General features: G+C 74.5%; 15 protein-coding genes. 3 read left to right on the forward strand and 12 right to left on the reverse strand.

All coding sequences use genetic code 11. The features are described from left to right. Window positions 1-11: 11 nt before the first annotated feature. Window positions 12-491 carry a DUF5709 domain-containing protein gene (locus ACSLIC_RS09300; protein ID WP_436737222.1) on the forward strand — a complete coding sequence of 160 codons (480 nt, stop codon included), beginning with the start codon at window positions 12-14 and terminating at the stop codon, window positions 489-491. A 71-nt stretch (window positions 492-562) separates the two neighbouring features. Here ACSLIC_RS09300 and ACSLIC_RS09305 read toward each other — a convergent pair whose 3' ends face one another. The 5 genes from ACSLIC_RS09305 to tsaB all read right to left on the reverse strand — a co-directional run bounded on the left by ACSLIC_RS09305 (window position 563) and on the right by tsaB (window position 4,061). Continuing rightward, window positions 563-979, reverse strand: a complete 417-nt coding sequence (locus ACSLIC_RS09305) for a CBS domain-containing protein (RefSeq protein WP_436737223.1) — start codon at window positions 977-979, stop codon at window positions 563-565. Between the two features lie 407 nt (window positions 980-1,386). Beyond that, entirely contained in the window at window positions 1,387-1,707 is a 321-nt protein-coding gene (locus ACSLIC_RS09310; RefSeq protein WP_436737224.1) for a hypothetical protein, read from the reverse strand. After that, window positions 1,704-2,840, reverse strand: coding sequence for a tRNA (adenosine(37)-N6)-threonylcarbamoyltransferase complex transferase subunit TsaD (tsaD, locus tag ACSLIC_RS09315; protein WP_436737225.1), 1,137 nt, complete (start codon window positions 2,838-2,840; stop codon window positions 1,704-1,706). Before tsaD ends, ACSLIC_RS09310 begins: the two co-directional genes overlap by 4 nt. After that, window positions 2,833-3,402: a ribosomal protein S18-alanine N-acetyltransferase gene (rimI, locus tag ACSLIC_RS09320; RefSeq protein WP_436737226.1), complete on the reverse strand. Its 570-nt coding sequence runs from the start codon at window positions 3,400-3,402 to the stop codon at window positions 2,833-2,835. The genes tsaD and rimI overlap by 8 nt, the downstream gene beginning before the upstream one ends. Further along, a complete protein-coding gene (tsaB, locus tag ACSLIC_RS09325; RefSeq protein WP_436737227.1) occupies window positions 3,399-4,061 on the reverse strand; it encodes a tRNA (adenosine(37)-N6)-threonylcarbamoyltransferase complex dimerization subunit type 1 TsaB in 663 nt (220 codons plus the stop codon). Before tsaB ends, rimI begins: the two co-directional genes overlap by 4 nt. Window positions 4,062-4,188: 127 nt before the next feature. Here tsaB and ACSLIC_RS09330 point away from each other — a divergent pair, with 127 nt between their 5' ends. Continuing rightward, window positions 4,189-4,746 carry a hypothetical protein gene (locus tag ACSLIC_RS09330; protein ID WP_436737228.1) on the forward strand — a complete coding sequence of 186 codons (558 nt, stop codon included), beginning with the start codon at window positions 4,189-4,191 and terminating at the stop codon, window positions 4,744-4,746. An 82-nt stretch (window positions 4,747-4,828) separates the two neighbouring features. Here the strand turns inward: ACSLIC_RS09330 and ACSLIC_RS09335 are convergent, their stop codons facing one another. The 4 genes from ACSLIC_RS09335 to alr form a co-directional block, all read right to left on the reverse strand. Then, window positions 4,829-5,032 (reverse strand): hypothetical protein, encoded by a 204-nt coding sequence (locus ACSLIC_RS09335; protein WP_436737229.1) that lies wholly within the window; start codon window positions 5,030-5,032, stop codon window positions 4,829-4,831. A 196-nt stretch (window positions 5,033-5,228) separates the two neighbouring features. Further along, a complete protein-coding gene (gene tsaE, locus ACSLIC_RS09340) occupies window positions 5,229-5,813 on the reverse strand; it encodes a tRNA (adenosine(37)-N6)-threonylcarbamoyltransferase complex ATPase subunit type 1 TsaE (RefSeq protein ID WP_436737230.1) in 585 nt (194 codons plus the stop codon). Beyond that, complete coding sequence (locus ACSLIC_RS09345) at window positions 5,770-7,029, reverse strand: alpha/beta fold hydrolase (protein WP_436737231.1); 1,260 nt, start codon at window positions 7,027-7,029, stop codon at window positions 5,770-5,772. The genes tsaE and ACSLIC_RS09345 overlap by 44 nt, the downstream gene beginning before the upstream one ends. A 68-nt stretch (window positions 7,030-7,097) precedes the next feature. Beyond that, window positions 7,098-8,264, reverse strand: coding sequence for an alanine racemase (gene alr / locus ACSLIC_RS09350; RefSeq protein ID WP_436737232.1), 1,167 nt, complete (start codon window positions 8,262-8,264; stop codon window positions 7,098-7,100). A 337-nt stretch (window positions 8,265-8,601) separates the two neighbouring features. On the opposite strand from alr, the gene ACSLIC_RS09355 reads away from it, so the two are divergent. Beyond that, window positions 8,602-9,657, forward strand: a complete 1,056-nt coding sequence (locus tag ACSLIC_RS09355) for a M23 family metallopeptidase (protein ID WP_436737233.1) — start codon at window positions 8,602-8,604, stop codon at window positions 9,655-9,657. 72 nt (window positions 9,658-9,729) lie between these two features. Here ACSLIC_RS09355 and ACSLIC_RS09360 read toward each other — a convergent pair whose 3' ends face one another. The 3 genes from ACSLIC_RS09360 to ACSLIC_RS09370 all read right to left on the reverse strand — a co-directional run bounded on the left by ACSLIC_RS09360 (window position 9,730) and on the right by ACSLIC_RS09370 (window position 13,995). Beyond that, entirely contained in the window at window positions 9,730-12,108 is a 2,379-nt protein-coding gene (locus tag ACSLIC_RS09360) for a glycoside hydrolase family 65 protein (protein WP_436737234.1), read from the reverse strand. Further along, window positions 12,105-12,845, reverse strand: a complete 741-nt coding sequence (locus ACSLIC_RS09365) for an HAD family hydrolase (protein ID WP_436737235.1) — start codon at window positions 12,843-12,845, stop codon at window positions 12,105-12,107. The genes ACSLIC_RS09360 and ACSLIC_RS09365 overlap by 4 nt, the downstream gene beginning before the upstream one ends. Window positions 12,846-13,173: 328 nt before the next feature. Continuing rightward, entirely contained in the window at window positions 13,174-13,995 is an 822-nt protein-coding gene (locus tag ACSLIC_RS09370) for a MerR family transcriptional regulator (protein ID WP_436737236.1), read from the reverse strand. Window positions 13,996-14,107 lie beyond the last annotated feature (112 nt).

Raw genomic sequence — 14,107 nt, forward strand, 5'->3', positions numbered from 1 at the left:
AAGGGCACCAGATGAGCGACAGCGAAGACTTCGACGCCTTCGGCGACGACGTGTACCAGCCGCAGGGCGAGGACACCACGGACGACTCCGGGATCTTCGACGAGGAGGACAACCTCATGAACACCGGGCTCGACGACCTGCGGGACGAGGGGTACTCGCCCCCGGAGAAGCCCCGCGCCGTCGAGCACACCGGGACCACGGCCGCGGAGGAACGCGAGGGCGAGAGCCTGGACGAGCGCCTCACCGAGGAGGTCCCCGACGTCCAGCCGCCGCGCGGCGACGGCCTCGGCGACACCCTCGACACCGACGGGGAGCTGATCGACGACGAGGTGGGCGACCTCCGCGCGGGCCGCCTGGTCGCACCGGACGAGGGCGCCCACGAGGACGCCGAGAAGGACATAATCGCCGAGGACGTGGGGATCGACGGCGCCGCCGCCTCCGCCGAGGAGGCCGCCGTGCACCTCGTCGAGGAGGACGCGGACGACCTCTGACCCCCCTTCCGGCAGGTCGTCCGTACGCGAAGGCCGGGCTCCCCGCACGGGGACGCCCGGCCTTCGCGCGTTCAGCCCTGGTAGACGCGGCGGACGAAGGCCGCGAGGTCCTCGTCGGCGAGGTGCCGGGCGAGGTCGGCCTCGCTGATGATGCCGAGCAGGTCGCCGTCGTCCACGACCACGACCCGGCGGACCTGCGCGTTGCCCATCGCCTGGAGGACCTCGGTGCTGTGGGCGCCGGGGGCGACCGCGACCGGGGTGCCCTCGATCAGGTCGGCCAGCGTGGTGCGGTCCGGGGCCTTGCCCGCGGCGATGGCGCGGACGACCAGGTCGCGGTCGGTGACGATGCCGATCAGGGCACCGTCGGCGCTCTTCACCGGGAGGGCGCCGACGTCGTGCTCCCGCATGACCTGGGCGGCGCGGTCGACCGTCTCCTCCGCCGGGATGCACTGGACGTCGGTGGACATGAGGGTGCGGGCGTCAGCCATCGGTGCTCCTTGGGTGGCGGGGCGGGCTGTCCGCCCCGGTCCAGCGTCACCGGGGGTGCCGCCTCCGGCGATCGGGAGCCGCCGATCGGGCGACGCGCGGCGGGCCGGGCGAGGACCGGCCCATGGCCGCCGGGACGGGGAGTCCGCATCCGGCACCACGGACTGGGACCACGGGCCCGCACCACCGTCTACGTCGTCCCGAGGTGGTCGACGACGAGGCCGCGCGGGTCGTCACGGACCTCATCCACGTTGCCGGACACCGCGGACCGTCGAGGAGCCCTCCCCGCCCTGAAGAACCTCGCCGCACACGGCCGCGCACCGGCGACGCCGGCCCTCCGGCGACGGCGCCACCAGCCACAGCCCGGACCTGCCACGACGAACGGCAGACCGACCGACCACCATGAAGATCAGGATCTACGGCCGGAGTACCCGCCCCACACCTCGACCGAGGCGAACCGCCAGCGGTGTACGGCCCGGGTGATCAGCTCGGCCGGGGGCTCGGGCAGTTCCGGGAGGTCCGCGCCCTGTTCGGCCTGCCACCAGGTGAGGCACAGGACCCGGTCCCGGGGGGCCTGGAACAGTTCCGCGCGGAGCGGGGCCGACGGCCCGTCCGGGAGTTCGGCGGCGCGGGCGCGGGCCCATTCCAGGAGGTCGGGGCCGCGGCCCTCGGTGGCGCGCGCCTCCCACATCAGGGTCAGGACGGGAGCGGGCCGCTCGTCGCCGGTCATGAGTACAGGTTGTCCTTGGCCGTCTCGTGGACGTGGTCGTGGGAGTGGGCGTGACGGTGCGGGTGGGGGTGGAGGTGGGCGTCGCCGGGGACGTGGGTCTCGGTGACGGGCAGGGAGGAGTCGGCGGAGAGCTGCCAGTCGGAGGCGGCCCGGTTGCGGGCGACCATCTCGGCCCCGAGGGCGGCGACCATCGCGCCGTTGTCGGTGCACAGGCCGGGGCGCGGGACCCGGAGCCGGATGCCGGCCCGCTCGCAGCGTTCCTCGGCGAGGGCGCGCAGCCGGGAGTTGGCGGCCACGCCGCCGCCGATCATCAGGTGGTCGACGCCCTCGTCCTTGCAGGCGCGCACCGCCTTGCGGGTCAGCACGTCGACCACGGCCTCCTGGAACGAGGCGGCCACGTCGCGCACCGGGACCTCCTCGCCCGCGGCCCGCTTCGCCTCGATCCAGCGGGCCACGGCCGTCTTCAGCCCGGAGAAGGAGAAGTCGTACGCGGCGTCGCGCGGCCCGGTCAGCCCGCGCGGGAAGGCGATGGCCCGCGGGTCGCCCTCGCGGGCCAGCCGGTCGATGACGGGCCCGCCGGGGAAGCCCAGCTGGAGCACCCGGGCGATCTTGTCGAACGCCTCGCCGGCCGCGTCGTCGATGGTGGCGCCGAGCGGGCGCACGTCGGAGGTGATGTCGCTGGAGAGCAGCAGCGAGGAGTGGCCGCCGCTGACCAGCAGGGCCATCGTCGGCTCGGGCAGCCGCCCGTGCTCCAACTGGTCGACGCAGATGTGCGAGGCGAGGTGGTTGACGCCGTAGAGCGGCTTGCCGAGCGCGTAGGCGTACGCCTTGGCGGCGCTGACACCGACCAGGAGCGCGCCGGCGAGGCCGGGGCCCGCGGTGACCGCGACGCCGTCGAGGTCACGGGGCTTGACCCCGGCGTCGTCCAGCGCGCGCCCGATGGTGGCGACCATCGCCTCCAGGTGGGCGCGGGAGGCGACCTCGGGGACCACTCCGCCGAACCGGGCGTGCTCGTCGACGCTGGAGGCGACCGCGTCGGCGAGGAGCGTCGTGCCGTGCACGATGCCGACGCCGGTCTCGTCGCAGGAGGTCTCGATGCCGAGGACGAGGGGTTCGTCGCGGTGGTCAGCCATGGTGTTCGGTTCCTTGTGCGGGCACGGAGTCGGGGTCGTCCGTGGCGGGGATGGCGGGGGCGGCCGGGTTGACCGACGGGTCGCTGAGGCGCATCACGAGGGCGTCGACGTTGCCCGGCTGGTAGTAGCCGCGCCTGAAGCCGAGGGGCTCGAAGCCGAAGCGGGCGTAGAGCGCCTGGGCGCGGGTGTTGTCGACGCGCACCTCCAGCATGACCTCCGCGCACTCGAAGGCGGTGGCGTGTTCCAGGAGGTCGGTGAGGAGCCGCGCGCCGAGCCCGCTCCCCCACTGGTCGCGGGCGACCGCGATGGTCTGGACGTCGCCGGTGCCGCCGGCGGAGGCGAGTCCGGCGTAGCCGACGAGGCGGTCCCCGGCGTGGGCGACGACGTAGCGGTGGGTGGCACCGGGGCCTCGGGCGTGGGCCAGCTCGGACCAGAACATGCCGCGCGACCAGGCGTCGTCGGGGAACAGCTCCCGTTCCAGGGCGAGCACCGGGTCGATGTCCCACCAGCGCATCTCGCGCAGGACGGGCCGCTTCGGCGGCGCGGTCTCCTGGCTGCTCACTTCGGGGTGACCACCTTGTAGTTCTTGGGCACCTGGGCGTCGGGCCGGCGCAGGTAGAGCGGCCGGGCCGGCAGCAGCTCCGTGCCCGCCGCCAGGCGTTCGGCGGCGACCGAGGCGAGGGCGGCGGCCGAGACGTGCTCGGGGGCGCGGGCGTCGGCGAAGGTGTCCGGGTAGAGCAGGGCGCCCGCTCCGACCGCCGGGAGGCCCGCGACGCGGTCGGCGATGTCGGCGGGCCGGTCGACGGCGGGCCCGGTCAGCGGGGTGCGGGAGTCGGCGTAGAGGGCCCAGTAGACCTCTTTGCGGCGGGCGTCGGTGGCCACCGCGAAGGGGCCGGCGTCCGGGCCGAGGTCGCTGGCGTAGGCGAGGCCGTCCAGGGTGCAGACCCCGTGGACGGGGACGCCGAGGGCGAAGCCGAAGGTGTCGGCGGTCGTCAGGCCGACCCGCAGCCCGGTGTACGGGCCGGGGCCGACGCCGACGACGACGCCGGTGACGTCGGCGAGGGCGAGCCCCGCGCCGGTCAGCAGCTTGTCGACGGCCGGGAGCAGCAGCTCCCCGTGGCGCCGGGCGTCCACCTGGGTGTCGGAGGCGAGGACCCGTTCGCCGTCGTGCAGGGCGACCGTGACGGCGGGGGTGGCGGTATCCAGAGCGAGCAAGAGCACGCAAACAGCCTACGGCGCCCACGCTGCGAACACCGCCTGCCCGGGCCCGCCCGGGCATCCTGCTACGGTCACCGGGTATCCGTATGCGCAGACGCCGCACCCCGGCGCCGTACGAGAGGTGGACCAGGTGTCCAGGAGCAGCTCGGGAGCCGTCGCCGGGCTCACCGCGGCGGCCATCGCCGTGGTCGGTTTCCTCGCCTATCAGGCATCCGCCAGCGTTCCCGACAACCTCGGCAAGGCCCCCGCCGCCGGTTCCGGGCCGAGCCCGACGGGCTCCGCGAAGCCCTCGGCGAAGCCCCGCCCGGACGCCCTGCCCGAGGAGTCCGGCAGCGGCACCCGCGTGGTGTACGCGCTGGGCAAGGACCGGGTCTGGCTGGTGGACGGCAAGGAGACGGTCGAGCGGACGTACGAGGTCTCGCCGAGCACGGTCGACCCGGAGCCGGGCACCTACGCGGTGACCTCGCGGTCCGGCTCCATCACCGGCTCGGACGGCGTGCCGATCGAGCACGTGGTCCGCTTCGCCAGCCGCGACGGCGTCGTCATCGGCTTCTCGGCCGCGGTCAACGGCACGATGCCCGAGCTGGACCCGGCCCAGCGCACCGGCGGCGTCCGTGAGAGCCGCGAGGACGGCAAGGCCATGTGGGTCTTCGCCACCGTCGGCACCAAGGTCGTCGTCGTCCCCTGACCACCGCGTCCCGCACGCGACAGCGCCCCCGGCGGCCGAGAGGCCGCCGGGGGCGCTGTGCTGGGACGGGCCCGGGACGGGCTCAGGCCGCCCGGGACGTCGGCAGTTCCGGGGGCGTGGAGACGGCGGAGGCGGCGGCGCAGGACCGGAGCAGGGCGCTCATCGAGACGGCGCCCTCCGCGACCCGGCCGGGTGCGGCGTCACCGGGGAGTTCCGCGCGTGCCCCGTGCGACGGCACCTCGGGCACGGCCTGGACGGCGGGCGGGGCGGATTCGGGCGTCGTCATCAGGGTGCCTCCTGCGATCAGGGGGAAGGCGTACGGAGCAGATAAGGCAGACCTAACCTCTACTCCCCGCCCATGGGACCACGACCGCCATCCCCGGCGCAACATCTTCCCGACAGCGCGTCGGAAAACACCTGCGCGGGGGACGCCGCCCCGAACACCCGCTCCCACCTGCGACCTTGATCGGCTCAGGCGCCGCTCAGCCCTCCAGCCCGTACGCCCCTTCGCCCGTACGCTCCCGCAGCGTGTCCAGCGCACCGCCGGCCCACCGCCCGCCGACGCCGCCGACCGTGACCAGCCGCACATCGTCCACGTCCGCGTCGGCCACCCCGGCGGGCAGCTCGTCGCCGGTGGCCCGGTCGATGCGGACGTGCAGCCGGTCGGCGGACAGCTCCTCGACCTTGCCCTCGCCCCACTCCACGACCACGACGGAGTCGGGCAGCGAGACGTCCAGGTCCAGGTCCTCCATCTCGTCGAGCCCGCCGGCCAGCCGGTACGCGTCGACGTGGACCAGCGCGGGCCCGCCGGTGAGCGAGGGGTGGACACGCGCGATGACGAAGGTCGGGGAGGTGACGGCGCCCCGCACGCCGAGCCCTTCGCCCAGCCCCCGGGTCAGCGTGGTCTTGCCCGCGCCCAGTTCGCCGCTGAGCAGGACCAGGTCACCGGGGCGCAGGACGCCCGCCAGGCGGAGCCCGAGCCGGCGCATGGCCTCGGGCGAGTCGACGGTGAGGCGGAGGGCGTCAGGGCCGCTCACGGGGGCGGTCCGGGTGTGCGGTGTTTCCATGCCCGCCAACGGTAGTCGCCCCCGGCACCGCTCCGGCGCGCACCAGCAGGTCGGCGAGCCGGTCGGTGACCGCCTCCGGATGCTCCAGCATCACCAGGTGCCCGGCGCCGGGGACCAGCACCAGTTCGGCGTCGGGCAGGGCGGCGGCGATGGCCTCGCTGTGCGCGCTCGGCGTGATCAGGTCCCGGTCCCCGGCCAGCACCAGCACGGGCACGTCGGCCAGGAGCGGCAGCGCCCCGGTCTTGTCGTGCTCGGTGAAGGCCGGGTAGAACTCGGCGACCACGTCGACCGGGGTCGACTCGATGAGCCGCTCCGCGAACCGGACCACCCCGGGGTCGACGTCCCGGGAGCCGAACGAGTACCGCTTGACCACCCCGGCGAACAGGTCGGCCGTCGCCCGGCGCCCCCGCTCGACCAGGTCCACCTGCGAACCCAGCGCCTTCAGCACGCCCGGCAGGACGCGTCGCACGGCGTTGACCCCGACGGCCGGAAGTCCGAAGTCCACCTCGGAGAGCTTCCCGCCCGACGAGCCGACCAGCGCGACGCCGGCCACCCGCTCCCGCACCAGCTCCGGGAACTGCTCGGCCAGCGCCATCACCGTCATGCCGCCCATCGAGTGGCCCACCAGCACCAGCGGACCCTCGGGCGCGGCCGCGTCGATGACCGCCTTCAGGTCCCGGCCCAGCTGCTCCATGGTGACCGGCACGCCCTCGGCCTGGGCCCGGCCGCGCCCGGACCTGCCGTGGCTGCGCTGGTCCCAGTGGACGGTACGGACCGCCCCGGCGAGCGCGGCCCGCTGGAAGTGCCAGGAGTCCTGCGAGAGGCAGTAGCCGTGGCTGAAGACGACGGTGGCGCGAGCGGGCGCCTTCCGCCCGGAGAGCCGCCCGGGGCGCGCCGGGGCCGCCGCGGGGGCCGCGTCCGGCTCGTCCACCTCGTAGTGGAGCGCCGTGCCGTCCTCGGCGATCGCGGTGCCCGGCGTGCCGCGCAGCGTGCCGTACGGTCCGGCGGCGTCCAGGGCCAGCCGCGCGCGCCTGCGCATGCCGCGCCCGACGGTCAGCCGCTCCACGGCCACCCCTGCGGCGGCCCCGGCCGCGACGACCCCTATGGCGGCCCCGGCGATCCCGGCCCGGCGCCAGCCGCCCGAGGCGCTCTCGACGGCCTTCGGCGCCAGCGCCTCGGCAGCCGCCGCCGCGATCCGTGCCTCGACCTCGTCCACCCGCCGCTCCCTTCGCCGCCGTCGGGGCCTGTCCCGCCATCCTGCCCGCGCCGGGGCGCGGGCGGCGGTCAGCCCCGCTCCCCCGCCGCGTCAGCGCCCGCCCCGTCCTCGTCGAGGTACCCGCGCGGGACCCGTCCGCCGATCCGGGTGACGATCTCGTACGCGATCGTGCCCGCCGCCCGCGCCCAGTCCTCGGCACTCGGCTCGCCCCGGTCGCCCGGCCCGAACAGCACGGCCTCGGTACCCTCCGGGGGCGTCTCGCCGCCGAGGTCGACCACGAACTGGTCCATCGCGATCCGCCCGGCGACCGTGCGCCACTTCCCGTCGACCAGGACGGGCCCGGCGCCGGAGGCGTGGCGCGGTACGCCGTCGCCGTAGCCGAGCGGGACCAGGCCGAGGGTGGTGGGGCCGGGGGTGAGGTAGTGCTGGCCGTAGCTGACGCCGTGGCCGCCCGGGACGTGCTTGACCAGGGCGAGCGGCGCGGCCAGCGTCATCACCGGGCGCAGTCCGTGGTCGGCCGGGGTGCCCAGCTCCGGGGCGGGCGACAGGCCGTACATGGCGATACCCGGGCGGACCAGGTCGAAGCGGGCCTCGGGGAGGGTCAGCACGGCGGGCGAGTTGGCCATGTGCCGCACCTCGGGGCGCAGGCCCCCGGCGAACGCCCGCGCGCTCATCTCGTCGAACCGGGCGAGCTGGGCGGCGATGGAGGGGTGCCCGGGCTCGTCGGCGCAGGCGAAGTGGGACCAGAGCCCGGTGACGGTCACCAGGCCCTCGCGTTCGGCGGCCCGCGCCTTGTCGACCAGGCCGGCCCAGTCGGCGGGCTGGCAGCCGTTGCGGCCGAGGCCGGTGTCGGCCTTCAGCTGGATCTTGGCGGTGCGGCCGGCGGCCCGGGCCGCCTCGGTGACCTCGGCCAGCGCCCACGGGTCGCTCACCGACATGTCGAGGTCGGCCTCGATCCCCTCGCGCCAGGGCCCGCCCGGCGTCCACAGCCAGCACATGACACGGGCCCGCTCCGGGGTGATGCCGGCGGCGCGCAGTTCCAGCGCCTCGTACGGTGTGGCGACGCCGACCCAGCCGGCTCCCGCCTGGAGCGCCGCCTCGGCGCAGCGGACCATGCCGTGCCCGTACGCGTCGGCCTTGACCACCGCCATGTAGGCGGCACCGTCCGTCCGCGCGCACAGTGCCCGCACATTGGCCCGCAGAGCCCCGAGATCGATCTCGACCCGCGCCCGCATCCGCTACCTCCGGTGGTTCTGGCGGTCTTCGCCCGGGGCGCAGACCGCGATGCTCATCGGGGCAGACGGGGTGGGGGCTGCGCCCCGCTGTCGGGGCTGGGGCCCGCCGCGTCGCGGGTCCCGGCTCGCCCGTAAGCGTAACCGGAGCCTCCGGGAGGCCGGGGCAGGCGCCGGGAGACGGCGGTTACCGGCCACCGCGTCCGTTTCGGGCAGCCCGGCCAGGCCAGTTCCCGGGCAGTCTTTGACTGAACATTGACAATCCTTCGGTGGACTCGGAAGGCTGCGCTCTCACCCCGCCGCCCGGCAGGCCCTCCCCACCCAGGAAAGGGAATCCCCCATGCTGTCCAGACGGTCCCTCAGAGCCGCCCTCACCGCCCTCGCCGCCACGGCCGGCCTGCTCACCGCCGTGCCGGCCGCCGCGGCGGCCCCCGAGGGCCCGGCCGCCGCGTCGCCCTCCGCCGGGGTCACCGTGAAGATGGCGGACACCGCCGCCGACCGCCTCGGCACCGCCCGGCAGGCCCTGGTGGACGCCGTCTCGGCGGACGTCCTCGCCCGCTCCCACGACGCCGGGGAGCTGTCGCCGGGGACCGCCGTCGCCCGGCTCGCCGAGGAGGGCCGCGAGGTCGTCGTCGACGTCCGCGCGGCCAAGGGCGACTGGGCACGCGGCGTCGCCTACGTCGAGGCGCCCCGCGACCACCACGGCGGCCCGGAGGGCTGGCTCTTCCTCGCCCAGCGCGAGAACGGGAAGTGGGTCCCGGGCCTGGAGGGCGACGAGGCGTTCGCCGACCACGTGGCCGCGTCCCCGCTGGTCGGCGAGGCCGAGCGGAAGACGATGACCGCCTACGCCGAGCGCGAGGCCCAGCCCGGCCCGATCGGCACCCGGGCCAACGTCAACGGCCTGCTGCTGCCCTGGGCCCCCGACACCGTCATGACGCTCACCGGCGGCCCCCACACCCACGGCGGGAGCGGGAACTGGAGCTCCCTCGACTTCGCCGGCGGCACCGGCGAGGTCCGCCCCTCCCGGGAGGGCACCGCCACCTCGATGTGCGGCTCCGGCGGCGGCTGGACCCGGGTCATCCACCCCGGCGGCTACTCGACGGACTACTACCACATGCACAACACGGCCTACTTCAACGGAACGGCCGTCTCCGGCAGCACCCGCCTCGGCTCCATCGGCGTCGACACCTGCGCCGGCGGCTACGCGACCGGCCCCCACGTCCACTGGAGCCTGCGCACCTACGACGCCAACCTCAACGGCGCCTACACCTGGCTGAACGGCCGCACCATCGGTGGCTGGGCCTGGTACAACGGCAACGCCGAGTACTCCGGCTGCGCCACCCGCCAGGGCCTCACGGCCTGCCCGGGCACGGTGATCTACAACCGCCACGCCTGACCTGCCGCCGCAGGGCCCCGCACCCGCCCTCGGCGCCGGTGCGGGGCCCTGCGGCCCGCCGCCACGTGCGCCTCAGCCTTCGCTCTGCTCCGGCCGGTCGGCGGAGCGGGGGCGGCGGTGCGGCGGCTGTTCGGGGGCGGGCCGCCGCTGTGGTGCGGGGATGGGGAGGGTGAGGGGCTGGTCCCCGTTGAGGTGCGCCTCGCTCCCGTGGTGGTGGATCGTCAGGGGATCGCCGGACAGCAGCGCGTACGTGGCGGTGTCGGGGGCGATCTCGACCCGCAGACCGCGCCCGCGGAACTGGAGCCGGAAGGCGAGCCGGCTCAGCCTCTCCGGCAGCCGGGGGGCGAAGCGCATTCCGTCGCCGTGCCGGCGGGTGCCGCCGAATCCGGCGACCAGCGCGACCCAGGTCCCGGCCAGCGAGGCGATGTGCAGCCCGTCGCGGGTGTTGTGCTCCAGGTCGGCCAGGTCCATCAGGGCGGCCTCGGTGGCGTAGTCGTACGCCAGCCGCAGATGGCCCGTCCGGGCCGCGACGACGGCCTGGCAGCAGGCGGACAGGGAGGAGTCCCGCACCGTCAGCGGCTCGTAGTAGGCGAAGTTCGCGGCGAGCTGGTCCTCGTCGCAGTGGGCGTCGAACCAGCTGCCGCAGGTGTACATGGCCAGCACGAGGTCGGCCTGTTTGACGACCTGCTTGCGGTAGATGTCGAAGTAGGGGAAGTGCAGCAGCAGCGGGTACTGCTCGGCGCTCGTGCCCTCGAAGTCCCAGTGCTGGTGGCGGGTGAAGCCGGTGTGCTGCTCGTGGACGCCGATCTCGTCGTTGTAGGGGATGTGCACCGCCTCGGCGGCGTCCCGCCAGGCGGCGGTCTCCTCCTCCCCGACGCCGAACCGGGCCGCCTCCTCGGGGTGGCGTGCGCACACCTCGGCCGCGGCCAGGAGGTTGGAGCGCGCCATCAGGTTCGTGTACGTGTTGTCGTCGACGACGGCGCTGTACTCGTCCGGCCCGGTGATGCCGTCGATGTGGAAGACCCCGTGGGGGTCGTGGTGGCCCAGGGAGCGCCACAGCCGGGCGGTCTCCACGAGGATCTCCACGGCCGTGTCGCGTTCGAAGCCGGTGTCGCCGGTCACCGCCGTGTAGCGCACCACGGCGTGCGCGATGTCGGCGGCGACGTGGAAGGCGGCGGTCCCGGCCGGCCAGTACGCGGAGCCCTCCGATCCGTCGATGGTCCGCCAGGGGAACGCGGCTCCGCCCAGGCCGAGTTGGGCGGCACGGTCCCGGGCGGCGGGCAGCGTGTCCCGGCGCCAGCGCAGGGCCTCGGCGACGGCCTCGGGCGCGGTGTAGGTCAGCACCGGCAGGACGAACATCTCGGTGTCCCAGAACGCGTGCCCGTCGTACCCCGAGCCCGTCAGCCCCTTGGCCGGGATCGCGCGCTGCTCGGCGCGGGCGCCGGCCTGGAGCACGTGGAAGAGGGCGAAGCGCACGGCCTGCTGGATTCTCGCGTCGCCGTGCACCTCGACGTCCGCGCGGTCCCAGAAGTCGTCCAGGTAGGAACGCTGCCCGGCCACCAGCCCGTCCCAGCCGCCGTGCGCCGCGGCGGCCAGGGCGGCTTCGACCTGGTCGCTCATCGCGGGCCGGGAACGGGCGCCCGACCAGCCGTGGGCGACCGTCTTGCGCACCCGCAGCCGTTGCCCCGGTTCCAGGACGGTGCTGATGGTCAGGCGGGCGACGTCCGTGTGGCTCTCGCCGGTGGTGGTGACCTCTCCGGGAGCGTCGATGTCGTGGTCGGCGGCGACCGCGACCCGCAGGCCGCTGCGCCGGGTGCGGTGGACCAGCCGCAGCCGCGTCCCGAGCGCCAGGTCCTCCTCCGGCTCCAGCGGGGACTGGAGCGCCTTGGCCGCCCTCGGGTCGCCGCCCGAGCCGGGCAGGCTCTCGTTGGTGACCAGCTCCGACTGGACGACCACCCGGGTCCGCTCGTCGACGGGCTCGACCTCGTACTCCACGGCGGCGATGGCGCGCTGGGTGAGGGAGACCAGGCGGGTGGAGCGCACCCGTACGGTCGTACCGGCCGGGGAGGTCCACTCGCAGGTGCGTTCCAGCACGCCGCGCCGCAGGTCCAGGGTGCGTTCGTGGGCGCGGAGCCGCCCGTAGCGCAGGTCGAAGGGCTCGTCGTTGACCAGGAGCCGCAGCAGCTTGCCGTTGGTGACGTTGATGACGGTCTGGCCCGACTCCGGGTAGCCGTAACCCGCTTCGGCGTAGGGCAGGGGGTGCAGTTCGTAGACGCCGTTGAGGTAGGTGCCGGGCAGTCCGTGCGGCTCGCCCTCGTCGAGGTTGCCGCGCCAGCCGACGTGCCCGTTGGACAGGGCGAAGACGGACTCGCTCTGCGCGAGGATGTCCAGGTCGAGTGAGGTTTCGCGGACCCGCCACGGCTCGACCGTGTACGTCTGGTTGGTGATCACGCGTCTCCTCCCAGCTCGGCGAGGTCCTTGACGACACGGTCGGCGCCGTGGGCGTAGAGGGCGTCGGTCTGGCCGACGCGGTCGACGCCGACCACGTAGCCGAAGTGGCCCGCGCGGCCCGCCTCCATCCCGGCCAGCGCGTCCTCGAAGACGGCCGCGCCGGACGGTTCGACGCCGAGATCGCGGGCCGCGGCCAGGTAGGTGTCGGGGCGGGGCTTGCCCGGAAGCCCCCGCTCCCGGGCCACCACCCCGTCGATCCGTACGTCGAACAGGCCCTCGGCGTCGATGGAGTGCAGCACCTCCCGGGTGTTGGCGCTGGAGGAGACGATCGCGGTGGCGAGACCGGCGGCGCGGACGGCGTGGAGGTAGTGCAGGGTGCCCTCGTAGGGCTCCACGCCGTCGGTGCGGATCTTCTCCAGGAGGGCTTGGTTCTTGCGGTTGCCGAGGCCGTTGACGGTCTGCGCGTTCGGCGGGTCGTCGGGGGTGCCCTCGGGCAGCTCGATGCCCCGGGAGGCGAGGAAGGAGCGGACGCCGTCGGCGCGGGGGCGCCCGTCGACGTACCTCTCGTAGTCGGAGTCGGTGAAGGGCTGGAAATCCGTGCCGTCCCGGTCGCGCAGGAAGGCGTCGAACATCGCCTTCCAGGCGGCGGCGTGCACCACCGCGGTCCGGGTGACGACCCCGTCGAGGTCGAAGAGGCACGCCGTGATGCCGTCGGGAAGTCCGAGGTGCGTCGTCATGCTCCCCACAGTTCCCCACCGGGCCGGGTCCGCCCGGCTGACACACCGCTCCGTCCACCGCCGCCACCCGGCAGCCGGGCATCGACCCGGTACGCGGCGAAGGCGGCCACCGCTCTCCGGCGCGAGCCGGGGGGAGAAGCGGCCGGCCTCGGCTCGTCAGCGGTGTTCTTTCGCGGTGCGGGGCTCATGGCCTGCCCCGGCGCGGTGATCTACGCCCGGCGCACCTGACGCCCGCCGCCGGGGCCCGGCACCCGGCTCACCGCCGCGCCGGGGCCTCGATGGTTGCGGTCAGCCCTCGACGTGGGCGGCCAGGCTGGGGCGCGATTGATCAGGCCCGGGTCACCGGTGCCTGCAGTTCCGTCACCCAGTCGTCACGGTTTTCCGGGCACTCCAGGTTGATCTCGCGGGGGTATCCGGTCGACTGGTAGTCGTTGGCGTCGATCCAGCGGGCCAGGGCCTGGGCGGTGGGGAGCACGGTGTCCATCGAACCGCGGTGCACGATGGTCGCCGCCTGGTCGAGGGACGGCAGGTCGAGGATCCGGAAGGTGCCGTCCTGGAGAGGGGCGGAGACCTGGACGGCGGCGTGGACGCTGATCCTGCCTCCGCCCTCCGGGGCGTCCTCGTAGTACGCGACGCCGGGGCCCGTGGGGGTGATACCCGCCGAGCCCAGGCACCGGAACAGCTCGTCGTAGAGCGGCCCGATGACCGGGCCGATGTCCTCGGGCTCGAAACTCGCGGCGGTTGCGGTCAGCTCCGCCACCCGGACGGAAGGGACGCTCTTGATGACAACGTCGTTCGTGGGCATGTGCCCCTCGCTCTCGATCGCTCGGAGCCTCGCCTCGACCTGGATCAGCCGTGCTGCTGCGGCAGCCATTGCGGTCTCCAGTTCGGCCCGCCGAAGCCGCAGCATGCCACGCAGTTCCTCGATGCCGACCTTCTCATCCACGATGTCCTGGACCTGCTGGAGAGTGAATCCGAGGTCCTTGAGCGCGATGATCCGGTTGAGGCGGGCGAGCTGGGTAGCGGAGTAGTAGCGATAGCCGCTGGCGGGGTCGACGTGAGCCGGGCGCAGCAGTCCGGTCACGTCGTAGTGACGCAGCATCCGGACCGAGACACGGCCATGCCGGGCGAAGTCTCCGATGGTGAACATGATGTCTCCGAGCTGACCGCCTGACACGGTGTGAGGGTCAAGAAGCTACTTGGCGGCCGGGGGACAGTGAAAACTTCGGGGCTACCTCGGCTCAGTTGCCTGGGTGTGCCCA

It is taken from the genome of Streptomyces sp. BBFR102 (genome assembly GCF_051397025.1).
In the GTDB taxonomy this organism is placed as follows: Bacteria; Actinomycetota; Actinomycetes; order Streptomycetales; family Streptomycetaceae; genus Streptomyces.